This window comes from Streptomyces sp. NPDC055962 (genome assembly GCF_042270185.1).
GTDB lineage: Bacteria > Actinomycetota > Actinomycetes > Streptomycetales > Streptomycetaceae > Streptomyces.
Genome location: NZ_JBHJYN010000005.1, coordinates 486,626 through 502,425 on the forward strand (window position 1 = coordinate 486,626; position 15,800 = coordinate 502,425).

15 protein-coding genes are annotated in these 15,800 nt (G+C 72.3%); 9 read left to right on the forward strand and 6 right to left on the reverse strand.

Translation table 11 applies throughout. The features are described 5' to 3' along the window. Nucleotides 1–117: 117 nt before the first annotated feature. The 3 genes from ACFC51_RS18355 to ACFC51_RS18365 all read left to right on the forward strand — a co-directional run bounded on the left by ACFC51_RS18355 (nucleotide 118) and on the right by ACFC51_RS18365 (nucleotide 3,292). Complete coding sequence (locus ACFC51_RS18355) at nucleotides 118–1,053, forward strand: LysR family transcriptional regulator (RefSeq protein WP_376529601.1); 936 nt, start codon at nucleotides 118–120, stop codon at nucleotides 1,051–1,053. Nucleotides 1,054–1,465: 412 nt separating this feature from the next. Next, a complete protein-coding gene (locus ACFC51_RS18360; RefSeq protein WP_376529603.1) occupies nucleotides 1,466–1,822 on the forward strand; it encodes an ArsR/SmtB family transcription factor in 357 nt (118 codons plus the stop codon). A 105-nt stretch (nucleotides 1,823–1,927) separates the two neighbouring features. Continuing rightward, nucleotides 1,928–3,292, forward strand: coding sequence for an MFS transporter (locus tag ACFC51_RS18365; RefSeq protein ID WP_376529605.1), 1,365 nt, complete (start codon nucleotides 1,928–1,930; stop codon nucleotides 3,290–3,292). A gap of 37 nt (nucleotides 3,293–3,329) precedes the next feature. Here the strand turns inward: ACFC51_RS18365 and ACFC51_RS18370 are convergent, their stop codons facing one another. Beyond that, a complete protein-coding gene (locus ACFC51_RS18370; RefSeq protein WP_376529607.1) occupies nucleotides 3,330–4,856 on the reverse strand; it encodes an aromatic amino acid ammonia-lyase in 1,527 nt (508 codons plus the stop codon). A 151-nt stretch (nucleotides 4,857–5,007) separates the two neighbouring features. Between ACFC51_RS18370 and ACFC51_RS18375 the strand changes: the two genes are divergently transcribed. Genes ACFC51_RS18375 through ACFC51_RS18395 form a run of 5 tightly spaced genes read left to right on the forward strand, consistent with a single transcriptional unit; the run spans nucleotide 5,008 to nucleotide 9,760 of the window. Further along, nucleotides 5,008–6,051, forward strand: a complete 1,044-nt coding sequence (locus ACFC51_RS18375; RefSeq protein WP_376376821.1) for an ABC transporter ATP-binding protein — start codon at nucleotides 5,008–5,010, stop codon at nucleotides 6,049–6,051. Next, nucleotides 6,048–6,698 (forward strand): ABC transporter permease, encoded by a 651-nt coding sequence (locus tag ACFC51_RS18380; RefSeq protein ID WP_376376819.1) that lies wholly within the window; start codon nucleotides 6,048–6,050, stop codon nucleotides 6,696–6,698. The genes ACFC51_RS18375 and ACFC51_RS18380 overlap by 4 nt, the downstream gene beginning before the upstream one ends. Nucleotides 6,699–6,701: 3 nt before the next feature. Further along, the gene (locus ACFC51_RS18385; RefSeq protein ID WP_376376817.1) at nucleotides 6,702–7,373 is read left to right on the forward strand and encodes an ABC transporter permease; all 672 of its coding nucleotides are present in this window, start codon (nucleotides 6,702–6,704) and stop codon (nucleotides 7,371–7,373) included. An 11-nt stretch (nucleotides 7,374–7,384) separates the two neighbouring features. Next, nucleotides 7,385–8,320, forward strand: a complete 936-nt coding sequence (locus ACFC51_RS18390) for an ABC transporter substrate-binding protein (protein WP_376376815.1) — start codon at nucleotides 7,385–7,387, stop codon at nucleotides 8,318–8,320. 30 nt (nucleotides 8,321–8,350) lie between these two features. Beyond that, entirely contained in the window at nucleotides 8,351–9,760 is a 1,410-nt protein-coding gene (locus ACFC51_RS18395) for a purine-cytosine permease family protein (RefSeq protein WP_376529610.1), read from the forward strand. 39 nt (nucleotides 9,761–9,799) lie between these two features. Here ACFC51_RS18395 and ACFC51_RS18400 read toward each other — a convergent pair whose 3' ends face one another. From ACFC51_RS18400 to ACFC51_RS18420, 5 genes are all read right to left on the reverse strand, one after another. Next, nucleotides 9,800–10,444 (reverse strand): DNA alkylation repair protein, encoded by a 645-nt coding sequence (locus ACFC51_RS18400; RefSeq protein ID WP_376376860.1) that lies wholly within the window; start codon nucleotides 10,442–10,444, stop codon nucleotides 9,800–9,802. Nucleotides 10,445–10,594: 150 nt separating this feature from the next. Continuing rightward, complete coding sequence (locus ACFC51_RS18405; protein WP_376376811.1) at nucleotides 10,595–11,395, reverse strand: alpha/beta fold hydrolase; 801 nt, start codon at nucleotides 11,393–11,395, stop codon at nucleotides 10,595–10,597. A gap of 543 nt (nucleotides 11,396–11,938) precedes the next feature. Further along, on the reverse strand, nucleotides 11,939–12,958 hold the full coding sequence (locus tag ACFC51_RS18410) for a hemolysin family protein (protein ID WP_376376809.1): 1,020 nt from the start codon (nucleotides 12,956–12,958) through the stop codon (nucleotides 11,939–11,941). Beyond that, nucleotides 12,955–14,292 carry a hemolysin family protein gene (locus ACFC51_RS18415; RefSeq protein ID WP_376529612.1) on the reverse strand — a complete coding sequence of 446 codons (1,338 nt, stop codon included), beginning with the start codon at nucleotides 14,290–14,292 and terminating at the stop codon, nucleotides 12,955–12,957. The genes ACFC51_RS18410 and ACFC51_RS18415 overlap by 4 nt, the downstream gene beginning before the upstream one ends. Nucleotides 14,293–14,601: 309 nt before the next feature. Next, a complete protein-coding gene (locus ACFC51_RS18420) occupies nucleotides 14,602–15,390 on the reverse strand; it encodes a prolyl oligopeptidase family serine peptidase (protein WP_376529614.1) in 789 nt (262 codons plus the stop codon). 182 nt (nucleotides 15,391–15,572) lie between these two features. Between ACFC51_RS18420 and ACFC51_RS18425 the strand changes: the two genes are divergently transcribed. Continuing rightward, entirely contained in the window at nucleotides 15,573–15,713 is a 141-nt protein-coding gene (locus ACFC51_RS18425) for an SCO1431 family membrane protein (protein WP_376376805.1), read from the forward strand. Nucleotides 15,714–15,800: the final 87 nt, after the last annotated feature.

Genomic DNA, 15,800 nt, shown 5'->3' on the forward strand with positions numbered 1-15,800 from the left:
ACTCACCCGTACAACTGTTGCGCGATCGGAAGCATCAAAGCGAGTGCGATACCAGGGGATCAAACAACCGGACGGCCATGCGGCACAACCAACGGTTGTGCCCGTAGGGTGTTCGCCATGGACCTCGACACCGTCCGGACCTTCGTCGCCGCCGCCGACGCGGGGCAGTTCCAGGAGGCCGCCGCCGAGCTCGCGGTCACCCAGCAGGCGGTCTCCAAGCGCATCGCCGCGCTGGAGCGCACCCTCGGGGTGCGGCTCTTCACCCGCACGCCGCGCGGTGCCGAGCTCACCATCGACGGACAGGCCTTCCTGCCGCACGCGCGCGAACTGCTGCGCGTCGCCGAGCGCGCAGCGACCTCCGTGCGCACCGGCCGCCGTGCGCTGCGCGTCGACATCATCGCCTCGCGCGGCGCGGCGTCGGGCCTGATGCGCGGATTCCACCGCGCGCACCCCGGGATCGAGCTCGACGTGGTGATGCTCCACGACATCGAGCGGGCCCTCGCCGCCATCCGGTCCGGGGAGATCGACGCGTCCTTCCGTGCCGTCGCCGCACCCGGCCGTCCCCTCCCCGACGACATCGAGTCCGTCCGCGTGCTCGACGAGGAGCTCCAGCTCCTGACCGGTCCGGCCCACGCCCTCGCGGGCGCCCGGTCGGTGACCGTCGCACAGCTCGCCGGGCACCGCATCTGGATGCCCGGCATCGTGCCCGGTACGGAGTGGGCCGCCTTCTACGACGACCTCGTCGCCGCGTTCGGTCTCACGATCGAGGCGACCGGCCCCAACTTCGGGTCCGACGCGCTCCTCGACACCGTGGCGGACACCCCGGCCCTGGCCACCTTCATGGGCGGTCAGACCCGCCTGGTCTGGCCCTCCGGCCACGGACTGCGCCGCATCCCGGTGACCGGGCCGACGCCGGTCTACCCGCACTCGCTCCTCTGGCACCGCGACAACCCCCACCCGGCGCTGGCCACGCTCCGCTCCCACCTCGCCGACGCGGCGCCCGGCCACGACGCCGCCGGGACCTGGAGGCCGGGCTGGGTGTTCCCGCACTGAAGGCGGGGGGACGAGCGGGCCCCCGGCCGTCGGCGCCGGACATGTCTGGCACGGGCATGACCCTGACATGCCGGCCAGCCATGACCCTGACATGCTCCCCGCCGGAGACGGCCCGCCCGGAGACGGCTGCCTGACAAGGCCCGCCCGGAGACGGCCCCTTGTCGTCGGCCCGCCCGGACGAGGCCGCCCCGGACACGGCCGCCCCGGACCTGACGCTCCCGGGCGACGCCCGCCCGGCGCACGGCGTCCGGAACGTATCGTGCGCGCCGGCTGGACCGCGTCTCCTCCGTCGACGACGGCCGGACGCACCGGGGTTGCGGGGGCGCGCCGCGATACGTCGCCGCCGGCCCGGCGCCCCTCCTCGGGGGCTCGCACGGGAAGCCGCTTCCTGACCCACCTCTACGATGGGCGCATGGCCTCACGCACAGGTTCAGCAGGTGCGTCCCCTCTGCAGGAGGAGACGGCAGGGGAGCGGCTGGACGTCGCCGCCGCGGTCCTGGGCCTGCTCGCCGACCGTACGCGCCTGGCCCTGCTGCAGCGGCTCGGCCGGGGCGAGGCCGATGTGACCACGCTGACCGAGGCGTGCGGTGCGGCGCGGACCTCCGTCAGCCACCACCTGGCCAAGCTGCGTCTCGCCGGACTGGTCACGACGCGCAAGGACGGACGCCGCGTCGTGTACTCCCTGCGGCACGGCCATCTGCGCCGCCTGGTCGACGAAGCGCTGAACGTCGCCGACCACCGCATCAGGGCTCTGCCGCCCCACGACTGACCGGACCTCCGGCGCCGGCGGGAGTGGCCTGAAGACAACATGTGCGCAGGTGTGCACATGTTGTCTAATGGGGCGGTCTCCTCACGCCGGACAGGGACGGGACCGATGCTCTCCGTGATGCGCAACCGCACCTATCGCCGTCTGTTCACCGCGCAGGTCGTCGCCCTGGTGGGCACCGGGCTGGCGACCGTCGCGCTGAGCCTGCTCGCCCACGACCTCGCGGGCAGCGGCGCCTCGGCCGTCCTCGGGACCGCCCTGGCGATCAAGATGGTCGCCTACGTGGCCATCGCGCCCCTGGCGGGCGCCCTCGCGGACCGCGTGCCGCGCCGCACGCTGCTGGTGGCGGCAGACGTCACCCGGGCCGGTGTCGCGCTCGTCCTGCCGTTCGTCAACGAGGTCTGGCAGATCCACCTCCTGATCTTCCTCCTGCAGGCGGCGTCCGCGGTGTTCACCCCGGCCTTCCAGGCCACGATCCCCGACGTGCTGCCCGAGGAGCGCGACTACACCCGCGCCCTCTCGTTCTCCCGGCTGGCCTACGACCTGGAGAGTCTGTTCAGTCCCGTGCTGGCCGCAGGCCTGCTGACCCTGATCTCCTCCGGCGGGCTGTTCGCCGGGACCGCGGCCGGCTTCCTGGCCTCCGCGGTCCTCGTCGGCTCCGTGGTGCTGCCGGGTCCCTCCGCGCCGGAACACCAGGGGGGTGCCCGCGCCAAGGCGGTCCTCGGGACCCGCCTGTTCCTGGCGACCCCGCGGCTGCGGGCCCTGCTCGCGCTCGACCTCGCCGTCGCCGCGACCGGGGCGATCGTCTTCGTCGACACCGTCGTTCTCGTACGGGACCACTTCCACCGCCCGGACAGCGCGCTCTCCCTCGCGCTCGGTGCCTACGGTGCGGGATCCGCCGCCACGGCGCTCCTGCTGCCCCGGCTGCTCCACGGGGCCGGGGACCGCACCGTCATGCTCACCGCCGCGCGCACGCTCCCCGTCGCCCTCGTCGCGGTCGCGGCCCTCGGTGCGGCCGCGCCGAGCGGCTGGTCCTGGGCGGGGGTCCTCGCCGTCTGGGCCCTGATCGGCGCGGCCTGCTCCGCCGTCCTCACACCGGCCGGCCGAGTGGTCCGCCGCTCCGCGACCACTCCCGACCTGCCTGCCGCCTTCAGTGCCCAGTTCTCCCTCTCCCACGGCTGCTGGCTGCTGACCTACCCGCTCGCGGGATGGCTCGCCGCCGGTGCCGGGCTCCCGGCCACCGCCGTCGTGCTCGGCGTGCTCGCGCTCGCCGCGACCCTCGCCGCAGGGGCGATGTGGCCTGCGGTCGATCCCGGCCGGATCGACCACGTCCACGCCGGACTGGAGCCCGGCCATCCGCACCTGGCCGGCGCGAGCCCGACCCGGGACGGCTGGAGGCACCGGCACCACTACGCCATCGACCGGTACCACCGCACCTGGCCGTCCGCCGGGCGGGTGCCGTCCCGGTCCTGAGGGAGGGAGAGGGAGAGGGAAGGCAACTCCTGCACGCTCAGGCGTCGTTGCTCCCGGGGGCTGCGTCCAGCCACAGCTCGGTGAACCGGTCGAGCAGGCCCGCGGCCCTGGTCACGTCGTCCGTCAGCGGCCGGTCGGCCAGCTCCGCGTCGAGCGCGGCGTCCGCGAGCCCGAAGGCGCGGCCGACGGGCAGCTCCGGATCGAGCCGCATGTCGCGCTGGCGCAACGCCCTTACTGCTGAGACCAGTTCACAGCCCACGACGAGCCGGTACGCCTCGCACGCGCGCAGTGTCTGGCGGGCCGCGAGGGAGGCGAAGCTCGCCTGCTCCTCGACGCCCCGCGAGAGGACCGCGTGGCCGAGGGAGGCGGGTGCCGAGAAGGCGCGCAGGTCGCCGAGCGCCGCCCCGGCGGCGTATTCGAGGATCATCACGCCCGACGACGCCGGTTCGCCGTCCGCGAGGAACGGCCGCAGGCGGGTGAAGCCCGGTTCGTTCAGCGTCGAGAGGCGCGAGGTCGACAGGCGTGCCGCCTGTGTCACCGCCAGTCTGAAGTGGTCTAGAGAAAGGGCGAGTTGGGCGAGGTAGAAGCCGCCGTGGTGGTAGGCGGCGCGGTCCTGTGCCGAGATCAGCGGATTCTCGGCCGCCGCGTTGATCTCGACCGTGAGGACGTCTTCGAGCGCGTCCGCGGCGTCGTGCGCCGGCCCGTGGATCTGCGGGACGCAGCGGAAGCCGTACGGGTCCTGGATCCGGCCGAGCGGCGGCGTGGGGCGGTCGGGTGCACCGAGCAGCCGGCGCATCCGCTCCGCGACCGCGTACGACCCCGCGTGCCGCCGTGCCTCGTGCACGGGCAGCGCGTACGCCTCGTACGACCCGTCGATGGCCATCAGGGAGAGGGCGGCCACCACCTGCGTCGCGGCGATCAGGCCGCGCAGCTCGTGCAGGGCGAGCGCGGACTGGCCGAGGGTGAGGGCGTTGCTGCTGATCAGGGCGAGGGCGTCGTTGTTGTCCAGGGGCTGCGGGGCGGGGGCGGTCCCCGGCCCCTCCCAGGGGTGTTCGCCGGTCAGGGCGAGGCCCATCTGCGCGAGGGCGGCGATGTCGCCGGTGCCGACCGAGCCGAATTCGTTGACCTTCGGGTGGGCGCCCGTCGCCAGGGCCTCGCACAGGGCCGTGACGACGGTCGGCCGCAGGCCGGCGCCGCCGGCCAGCAGCTGGTTGGCGCGGACGGCGAGCATGGCGCGGACCTCTCGTGCCGGCAGCTTCTCACCGATCGCCCCGGCGTGGCTGCGCAGGAGCCGCAGCCCGTGATCGGCCGCCGCCTCCGTGGGCACCGACTCGTTCCGGTTGGCGCCCACGCCGGTGGAGCGACCGTAGACGCGACCCCATGACGCGATCTCCCGCGCGGCGTTCCACGACGCCTCCACGCGCTTCATCCCGTCCTCTCCAGGGACGGGTATCGCGGTGGATTCGGCCATGCGTACGACATCTGCGACCATCAGTCCGCGGCCTTCCAGGACGACGGTCGCGCTGCTCGTGTCGGCCGCCCTGTTCGCCATGCGAGACGACATCACTCGCCATTCCTCCTCAACCGGACGTTCCATCTCGCTCTACGGCCCTACGTCACCAGGGATTTACGCCTGAGCGGCGACGAACTATTGACAATCTATTCAGTCACCAAGAAGTCTGCATGACGATATACAGCCGGGCAAGGGACTCCTCATGATCCAATTCGATACGGTCCACAAGCGCTTCCCGAACGGCACAACCGCGGTGCACGACCTCACTCTTGAGATGCCGGAAGGGGGCGTGACCGTCCTCGTCGGATCTTCCGGTTGCGGCAAGACGACGACGCTCCGCATGATCAACCGGATGGTCGACCCGACCTCCGGGACGATCAGGGTCAACGGCAAGGACGTCCTGGAGCAGGACGCCGCCGAGCTGCGCCGCTCCATCGGGTACGTGATCCAGCAGTCCGGGCTCTTCCCGCACCGCACGGTCCTGGACAACATCGCGACGGTGCCGCTGCTGCTCGGCTGGGGCCGGAAGAAGGCCCGGACGCGGGCGGCGGAACTCCTGGAGACGGTCGGCCTCGCCGCCGACGCCGGGAAGCGGTACCCGCACCAGCTCTCCGGCGGTCAGCAGCAGCGGGTCGGCGTGGCCCGCGCGCTCGCCGCGGACCCGCCCGTGCTCCTGATGGACGAGCCCTTCGGAGCCGTCGACCCCGTCGTGCGCACCCAGCTCCAGGACGAACTGCTGAGACTCCAACGCGAGTTGAGCAAGACCATCGTCTTCGTCACGCACGACATCGACGAAGCCGTACGGCTCGGCGACCGCATAGCCGTCTTCCGCACAGGCGGTCACCTCGTCCAGTGCGCCGGCCCCGCCGAACTCCTGGCCCGCCCCTCGGACCCCTTCGTCGCGGACTTCCTGGGCGCGGAGCGGGGCCTGAAACTGCTGTCCCTGACGACCCTCGCCGACGTCCCGCAGGGGCCCGCCCCCGAAGGCACCCGCTGGCGGCTCACACTCGACGCCGCCCGCAAGCCGCTGGCCTGGCGCGACACCGGGACGGACGCGGAGACCCCGGTCCGGCCGCTGCGGGACACGGACTCCCTCCTCTCGGCGCTCAACGAGTCGATCGCCGCGCCGAGCGGCCTGGTCGCCCGGGTCGACGCTGAGGGCGTCCTCACGGGAGTGACCTCCCGCGACGACATCCACGACCACGCGGGACACGTGCACAGCGAGGCAAGCACGGTGGCCGCGTGACCGTCGACTGGTCGTGGATATCCGACCACACCGGCGATCTCACCACCCTGACCCTCTCGCACCTCCAGGCCGCCCTCACCGCCGTGCTCCTCGGCCTGGCCGTCTCGCTCCCGCTGGCCGTGGTCGCGCACCGGGTGCGCCCCCTGCGCGGCTTCCTCCTCGGCCTGTCGAACGTCCTGTTCACCATCCCGTCCATCGCCGTCTTCGTGCTCCTCCTGCCGGTCAGCGGGCTCACCCGCACCACCACCGTCATAGGCCTGACGATCTACACCCTCGTCGTGCTCCTGAGGAACACCGTCGAGGGCCTGGACTCCGTGCCCGCACGGACCAAGGAGGCCGCGAAGGCCATGGGCGCCCGGCCGCTACGCACCCTGCTCACCGTCGAACTCCCCCTGGCCCTCCCCGTGATCATGGCGGGCGTGCGGATCGCGACGGTGATGGCCATCTCCCTCGTCTCGGTGGCCACCTACATCGGGGACGGCGGACTCGGGCAGCTGTTCACGGACGGCTTCCAGCGCAACTTCCCCACCCCCGTCATCGTCGGCGTCGTCCTGACCCTGCTCCTCGCGCTCGTCGCGGACGCGGCGCTCGTCACCCTCCAGTACGTCCTGACTCCCTGGACGCGCAGCCGGAAGCAGGGGGCCTGACCCATGGACGAACTCCTCAAGGACCTCGGCGCCTGGCTGGTCAGCGCCGACCAGTGGACCGGGCCCGACGGCATCGGGCACCGCCTCGCGGAACACCTCCAGTACTCGCTGCTCGCCACCCTGGTCGCCGCCGCCCTCGCACTGCCCGTCGGCCTGCTCATCGGGCACACCGGGCGCGGTGCCTTCCTCGCGATCAACCTCGCGAGCTTCGGACGGGCGCTCCCCACGGTCGGGCTCGTCGTGCTGGTCTTCCTCGCCAGCGGACTGTCGATGTGGCCCGTCTACATCGCGCTCGTGGCGCTCGCCGTCCCCTCCATCGTCACCAACACGTACGCCGGGATGACCGCCGTCGACCCCGAGGTGCGCGACGCCGCGCGAGGCCAGGGGATGCGCCGGCACCAGGTCCTCCTCCAGGTCGAACTGCCCCTCGCACTGCCCCTGATCATGACCGGGCTCAGGCTCGCGCTCATCCAGGTCGTCGCTACGGCCACCATCGCCGCGTACGTCTCCTTCGGGGGGCTCGGCCGCTACGTCTTCGACGGTCTGGCCCAGCGCGACCTCGTCCAGGTGCTCGGCGGTGCCGTGCTCGTGGCGGTCGTCGCCGTCGTCCTCGACCTCGCGCTCTCCGCGCTCCAGCGCGTCCTCTTCCGCCACCGCCCCGCCACGACGGCCTAGGAGCAACCACGATGAACCGCAGAAACCTCCTCGGCGGGCTCTTCGCCGCCGCCACCGTCCCCGCGCTCGCCTCCTGCAGCAGCGGCATCACCTCCCTCGACGGGCAGGGGTCCGGTGGCGGGGGCGGAGGCTCCAGCAGGAACGGCGTCACCATCGGCACCGCCAACTTCACGGAGAACCAGGTCCTCGGACACCTCTACGCGGCCGCACTCGAAGCCGCCGGCGTGAAGACCACCGTCCGCCCCAACCTGGGCACGCGCGAGATCCTCATCCCCGCCCTGAAGGGCGGCGACATCGATCTCCTGCCCGAGTACCAGGGCGCGCTCCTCCACTACCTGGACCCCGAGGCCGAGGCCACCGAGGAGGGCGAGATGCAGAACGCCCTCGCCATGGCCCTCCCGCGCGGCCTGCAGATCCTCCCGTACGGCAGGGCGGAGGACTCCGACGCCTTCGTCGTCACCCGGAAGACCGCGGGGAAGTACGGCCTGAAGTCCCTCGCGGACCTCGCGAAGCACAACGGGAAGCTCGTCATCGGAGCCGCTCCCGAGGTAAAGAAGCGCACGGTGGGAGCCGTGGGCCTCAAGGACGTCTACGGCGTGGAGTTCAAGGAGTTCACGTCCCTCGACTCCTCGGGGCCGCTGGTGAAGGGCGCCCTCAGGAAGGGGGACGTCGACGTCGCCAACCTCTTCACCACCGACACCGACATCGCCGCGGAGAAGTGGGTCGTGCTCGCCGACCCCAAGAACCTGATCCCCGGTCAGCGGGTCGTCCCGCTCATCGCCGACCGCAAGGCCGACTCGACGGTGCGGGCCGCGCTCGCCCGTCTCGGCAACGCGCTCACGACCGAGGACCTCACCGAGCTCAACCGCCTGGTGGACAAGGACAAGAAGGACCCGGAGGACGTCGCGCACGACTGGGCGGCGCGGCACGGGATCAGCACGAAGTAGGCCGACCGGCAGCAGGGAGTTCACCGCATCATGGCAGACACCCTCGTGGAGCATCGCTCCATCGACGTCGTCCCCGACGACGAACGGCACGGCACCGCGTTCAGCCAGTTCACCCTCTGGCTCGGTGCCAACCTGCAGATCACCGCGGTCGTCACCGGCGCGCTCGCCGTCGTCTTCGGCGGCGACGTCGTGTGGTCGGCGGCCGGTCTGCTGCTGGGCAACCTGCTGGGCGGTGCCGTGATGGCACTGCACTCGGCACAGGGGCCCAAGCTCGGACTGCCCCAGATGATCCAGTCCCGCGCCCAGTTCGGCGTACGGGGCGCGGCTGTGCCGCTGTTCCTGGTCATCCTCATGTACGTCGGCTTCTTCGCGAGCGGCACCGTTCTCGCGGGACAGGCCACGGCGAAGCTCACGCACACGGGCGACACCACCGGCATCATCGTCTTCGCCGTGGTCACCGGGGTGGTGGCGACGGCCGGCTACCGCGTGATCCACACCCTGGGCCGTGTGGCGAGCGTCGTCTGCGCCATCGCCTTCCTCTACCTCGGCATCCGCCTGCTGGACCGGGTGGACCTCACGGCCCTCCTCGGCGACGCCCACTTCGACCTGCCGATGTTCCTGCTGGCCGTGTCGCTGTCGGCGTCCTGGCAGCTCGCCTTCGGCCCGTACGTCGCGGACTACTCGCGCTATCTGCCGCGTACGACGTCGGGCCGGGCCACGTTCTGGTGGACCCTGTCGGGATCGGTGCTCGGCTCGCAGTGGTCGATGACGTTCGGGGTGCTCGTGGCGGCGACCGCGGGTGAGGCGTTCCTCGCCGACCAGGTCGGCTACGTGGTCGGCCTGGGCGGCGCCGGCCTGATCGCCTCGTTCCTCTACTTCGTGATCGCGCTGGGCAAGCTGACCATCAACGTGCTCAACACCTACGGCGGATTCATGTCGATGGTGACCGGCATCAGCGGTTTCCGCGGGCGGACGACGCTCTCGCCGCGCGGCAGGACCGCGTACATCGCCCTGATCATGGTGGCCGGCACGGCGGTGGCGCTGCTGGGCAAGGACAGCTTCCTGACGTCCTTCAAGGACTTCCTGCTGTTCCTGCTGACGTTCTTCACGCCGTGGTCGGCGATCAACCTGGTCGACTACTACCTGATCTCGCGGGAGCGGTACGACATCCCCGCGCTCTCCGACCCCGGGGGCCGCTACGGCGCCTGGCGCGGCGACGCCCTCACGGTCTACGGGGTGGGCGTCCTGGCCCAGCTGCCGTTCCTCGCGACGCACTTCTGGACGGGCCCGATGGTGGAGGTGCTGGGCGGCGCGGACATCTCCTGGATCGTGGGCCTGGTGGTCCCCGCGGCCCTGTACCTGCTGCTGGCCCGCCGTGACACCTCGCGCGTCCCCGAGGAGACGCGGTACACCCGGGCGGCTGCACGGCAGAGGTCCTGACACCCGCCCGGCGGCCCGGGGCGGAGGCGCCGCCCCGGGCTAACCGGCCTGCTGCCGGCGCACCGTCTCGCCGATCCAGACGGGCGCGTACGGAGAGGTGCAGCCCGCGGGCGTCGGGTAGTCCTTGAGCACCTCCAGGCGCTCGCCGATGCCGATCGCACGCGTGCGGAGGGCGGCGTGCTCGATCCCGATCCGGGCCAGGCAGGTGTTCATCGCCCACTGCAGACGCTCCGGGGCGTCCTTCATCTCCGCCTCGATGACGTCGAGCAGCCCTTCCAGGTCGAGACCTCCGGGCTCCTTCGTCACGCGGTCGGCGGTCAGGGCCCAGCCTGCGCTCGCGACCACCGGATCCGGATCGGCGGACCAGGCCGCGCGCACCTCCTCGGCGTGCGGGTTCTTCTTCACCACGTAGTTCACGAACCAGTCGTGCACCTTGGGGGTCCGCGCCTCACGCACCATGACGTCCAGTTCGTCACGGCCGAACGCCTTCGGCCGGCAGATCAGGAGTGCCAGCAGCCTCGCCGCGGAGTCCTCGGTCTCCCACAGCCGGCACGCGAGGTCCTGCTGCGTCCTCAGTCTCTTCGCGAGGGCCCGCAGCGCACCGAGGTTCACGCCGTGGTCGTCCCCGTGCCGCTCGTTCACCGCGCGTGCCTTCGGGTCCTCGAGTCCGGCCAGCTCGGCCATCACCTCGGTCACCGTCGTCCCGGACACATCGGCCTCCCGTCGCTCAGCTCCGGGAACCAAGCCTAGAGGCGCCGTCGTACGGGCGGCGGGGCGACCCGGTGCGCTCACCCGTGCCGCCGCGCCGTCACCGTCGAAGCCGCCGATGGGCGGTCAGGCCGGGTCCGGGACCGCCGCACGGGCACGCCGTAGGGGCAGCATGGTCTCGACCGGGCCGTTCTCCAGATGGTCGAGGACCAGGTGGTTCACCTGATCCGGCTTCTCCAGCGGGACCAGGTGCGAGGCGCCGGGCACCACGGCCAGCTGGGAGCCGGGGATCGCGCGGTACAGGCCGATGGTGTGTTCGAGCGTCATCATGTCGTCGTCCCCGACCAGGACCAGCGTGGGTGCGCCGATGCGGCCCAGGTCCTCCGCGGAGAGCTCCGGCTCCCTGCGCCACATGTCGATGATCCTGCCGGCCGCCACCGGCCAGTGGCCGGCGCCGTCCGGGCTCACGGCTTCGTACATCTCCCGGAAGAACGCCAGGTCGGGGCTGTCGGGAGTCATGGCGTCGAGCATGGCCGGCTCCACCCAGCACTCGGGGGAGGGCCGGTGGTTCGCCCCGATGACCGCCACCCTGCGGACCAGGTCGGGGCGGGCGAGGGCGACGAGCAGGGCGACGATGCCTCCGTCGCTCCACCCGAGGAGATGAGCCGGACCTCCGACGACCGATTCGAGGAAGGCGACGGTGTCGTCGGCCATGTCCCGGTAGGAGAGCGGTCCTTCGACGTCTGGTGTGTGCCCGTGCGCCCGGCGCTCGGGAAGGAAGAGGCGGTACCGCGCCGCGAGATCGGCCCGCTGGGCGCCCCACGTCTCGTTCGTGCAGAAGCCGCCGTGCAGGAGCACCAGCGGATCGCCGTCGCCCTCCGTCTCGTACCACGTCCTCACGCCGCGAAGCTCCACGTAGTCGCCCATCGGCCCAGGTCCTTCCGGAGTGATGCCGTCCCGCATCAGTCTCCTCCGGTGCCGAAAGGCCTGCAAAAGCGGCGGCCGCGCCGTGAGGTCTCCACGGCCCCACCTGGTGCCGCGCGGGGCCCGGCCGGTCGTCTCAGCCGGTCGTCTCCTCGACGGGACCGCTCCCGCGCGCCCGTACGGGACCGCTCACGCAACGTTCACCTGCCGGCCGGGCACCGCCGCGCCCGAGGTCGTCGACGTCGTCACGACGGCGGGGCGGATCACCGAGTTCACCGTGCCGCTGGACACCGCGGACGGCGACTGGGCGGTCCTGCGCGTCTCCGACCCGACCCGACCCGGGCGAACGGCTCGCCAGGCCCGGCCGGGCACGTGTGCAACGACTGGGGGTGGCGTACAGCAGCCCCTGGTGGCTCCAGGGCTGACCGGCCGCAGGAGGGCCCCTCCATTGGGGCCGGCCCGCACCGGCATGGGCGCAGGCGCGGGCCGGGTGCCCACGCCCGGTCCCGGGGCCGGGTGCGGACACCGGGCCCCGGCCCGGTATCCCTACGCTCCCCGGGGCTGGAGGAACCGCGCCAGCAGGTCGTCCAGGCTCACCATGCCGGTGAGCGCGCCCGAGCCGTCCCGGACGACGGCGAGCGAGGCCCGGCGCCGGCGGAGTAGCTCGATCGCCTCGGCGACGGTGGCGTCCTCGGCCAGCTCGGGCACGGGCCGCGCCAGCTCCCGGGCGACGGCGGCCCGGCCCTGGGCGCGCGCGACGAGGACGTCCCGGGCGTGCACCGACCCGAGGACGGCCCCGTCCTGCTGTACCAGCAGCCGGGTGCGGTCGGTGTCCGCGGCCAGACGCAGGATCTGTTCCGCGTCGGCGTCCGCGCCGACGGCGGAGATGGCGGAGGCCGGGATCCGCAGGTCCCGGACCGGGGTCTCCGGCTCGGTCAGCGAACGCGTCAGGAGACCGGAGTCGGTCCCGCTGATCAGCCCGAGCCGCTCCGACTCCTCCACCAGGTGGGTGAGCTGCTCACGGTTGTGGACCGACGTCAGCTCGTCGCGCGGGGCGACCCGGCACAGCCGGACCAGGCCGTTGCTCATCATGTTGAGCACCCGGATCAGGGGGCGTACGGCCTTCACGACGCTGCGGAAGGCCGGTGCGAGCAGCATCGCGGAGCGCTCGGGGTGGGCGATGGCCCACGACTTGGGCGCCATCTCGCCGAGCACCATGTGCAGGAACACCACCACGATCATCGCCACGGCGAACGCCACGCCGTAACTGAGCGCGCCGGGAAGCCCCAGCTCGCGCAGGAGCGGGTCCAGTTCGTGGGAGATCGCCGGCTTGGACACCGATCCCAGGCCCAGGGTGCACACCGTGATGCCGAGCTGCGCGCCGGCCAGCATCAGCGACAGCTCGCGCATTCCGGCCAGGGCCGCCCCGGCGCCGCGCCGCCCCTCGGCGACGGCCTTCTCCATCCGGTGGCGTCTGGCGGCGACCAGGGCGAACTCGGCAGCGACGAAGAACCCGCTGCCGATCAGCAGCAGCACGGTGACGAGGACCGCCATCGGGAAACTCATGACTGCTCCTCGGGCTTGTCCGCCTGATGCTCGATCCGGACACGCTCCGGCACGTGCCGGTCGAGGGTGCGCACGTCGATCGCCGCGACCGAGCCGTCGGGCAGCCCCACGGTGAGGTGGTCGCCGATGGCCGGGAAACGCCCCAGCCGGTCGATGACCAGTCCGGCCACCGTGTCGTAGTCCTCCTCGGAGGGCAGTTCGATCCCGGTGGTCCCGGCGACCTCGTCCAGGCGGCGCCCGGCGTCCACGATCCAGCCGTCGCCGTCCCGGACGGCGACCTCGGTGACCGCGTCCGACTCGTCGGCGATGTCGCCGACCAGCTCCTCGGCGATGTCCTCGTAGGTGACGACCCCGGCGACACCGCCGTGCTCGTCCAGGACGACGGCGAACTCGTCGTCCCGCTCCCGCATCCGCTCCACGGCCCCGGGCAGGGGCAGGGTGTCCGGCAGGAGCAGCGCCGCGCGGGCCACCGCTCCGGCGGTGACGCCGGCGAGCCGGTCCGCAGGCAGCCCCATGAGCTCCCTTACGCCCAGCACACCCGCCACGTCGTCCGGATGGTCGCCGAGGACCGGGTAGTTGGAGTGGCCGTGCCGGCCGATGAGGCCGATCGCCTCCGCGGCGGTGGCGTCCCCGCGGACGAAGACCGCGTCGACGCGCGGCACCATCACCTCGTGCAGCGTCCTCTCGGAGAACCCCAGTGCGTGGTCCAGCAGTTCGGCCGTCCCCCGGGGCAGCTGGCCCTGCTCGTGGGACTCGCCGATGAGATGGCCGAGCTCCTCCAGGGTGGCACCGTGGTGGAGCTCCTCCACAGGTTCGATGCCGGCCTTCCGGAGCAGCTTGTCGGCCGCCCCGTCGAAGATCCGCACCACCGGGCCGACGACCTTGAGATAGGCCAGCGTGGAGCCGGCCAGCGCCTTCGCCAGTCGCTCCGGGACGGCGATGGCCAGGTTCTTCGGGGCCAGTTCACCGAGCACCATCTGCACCGCGGTGGCCAGGACGAACGCGAGCACCACGGAGATGCCGCTCACGGCGCCGTCAGGGATGCCCACCCCGGACAGGGCGGGCCTGAGCAGCGCGGACACGGACGGCTCGGCGATGAACCCGACGACGAGGCCGGTCACGGTGATGCCGAGCTGGGCACCCGACAGCATGAACGACAGCCGCCCCAGCACGTCCAGGGCGCGGGCGGCCTTCCGGTCGCCGGCCTCGGCCTCCCGGGCGAGTGCGAGCCGGTCGGCGGAGACGTAGGCGAACTCCTGGGCGACGAAGTAGCCGGTCCCGGCGGTCAGGACGAAGACGGACAGCACGCCCAGCCATGCCTGCGCGGCGCTCATCCGACACCACCCGGCCGTGTGCGGTGCTCAGGAATCTCAGGGAGGGGTGGCCGGGAACGGTGTCCCGAGGGGTCCGTCGATCTGGCGGACAAGCGAGGGCTCCTCATCTTGGTGTGCATACGGAAAACGATTCTGGCCGGAACCTGGTTCCCGGCCACCGTGCCCACGCCGACCCGGCAGGACCGCACCGGTCGGTGGGGACGACTCTATGCTTCTACGTGACTGTAGAAGTTGGGTACCCCGGCTGTCCGGCCCCTACCGCCGGGAGGAGGGCCGGCGGCGAGGAAGGTGCGCGGGCGCGGGCATGCGTCACGGAGGCACCGGAACGCCGCAGTGCCTCCGTGAGGAGCCTGACCGCGGGCGGGCGGGCGAGGACGCCTCAGCCGCCCAGCCCGAAGAACCGTGCCGCGTCGTACGGACCGCAGAGCGAGCGTGCCCCCGGCCGGCCGTGCCGCACCGGTCGATGCCGGTACCGGGGTCGACCGGCACCTCATGGCCCATCGAGTCGATCAGATACGTCTCCACCTGCCCGTCGCCGTACACCTGCTCCGTGACGCCGGAAGCGGGACGCGAGGTGGGCGACGGGGTCTGCGGGATGCCGAACACATCGGTCCAGCCGTCACGTTGCTTCTCCATCGACTTCTTGTTGATCAGCGGATCGGAGCCGCCGTGCCAGAGCTGCACGCGCGGCCGTTCGCCGGACCGGCCGGGGTGGGCGCTCCGGATCTCGTCCCCCCACTCGTGCGGGGCGACGAGGTTGTACCGGCCCGGGCACGGAGCGAAGGAGCCCGTGCGGAAGTAGTCCTGCTCGGTGTCGGCGCACCCGTAGGCCATGCCGAAGAAGACGGCGCCGGCCTTGAACACCTCGGGGTGCGCCGCGAGCATCACGTCGGTCGCCGCGCCCCCGCCGGAGTATCCGGTGGCGAAGACGCGGTCGGCGCCGGCGGCGTGGTTCGCCTTCACGTGGTCGACCATCTGCACGACCGAGCGGGCCTCGTCCTGCCCGTCGTGGGTGCGGTCGGCGGGGTTCCAGGCGCTGGGGCACCTGTGCGGCACGATGCCGCCGGAGCCGGACGGGGCGGCTGTGGGACGGACCACATCCGGCCGTCGTCGGGCGCGTCCTCCCCCCGTCGTTCCCTTGCGGGGGCGGCCCCGTCCGTGCGGGCCGGGAGTTGCCGGCGGGCCGCTGTGACCCGGATCTCTACCGCGCCGCACCCGCCGGCTGGCACTGTGGTCGGGTCACGGGGGACCCCCACTGCCGACCGACCGAGCGAGATGCCATGACCGCGACCACAGCCGAGAACCGGACCCGCACCCGTACCGGTGGCCCCGAGGACGGACCCAAGGTCCTGGAGCACATCCTGGGCTGGACGCTCGTCGTCGTCCTCGCCATGTTCGTCACCCAGGCAGGACTCATGTGACCTGCGGTCCCCGCGTACGACGGGTGGGGTGGGGCGCCCGCCCGGCACCCCACCCCTGACCCGCCCTGCGGTGCGTGTACCCCGTCA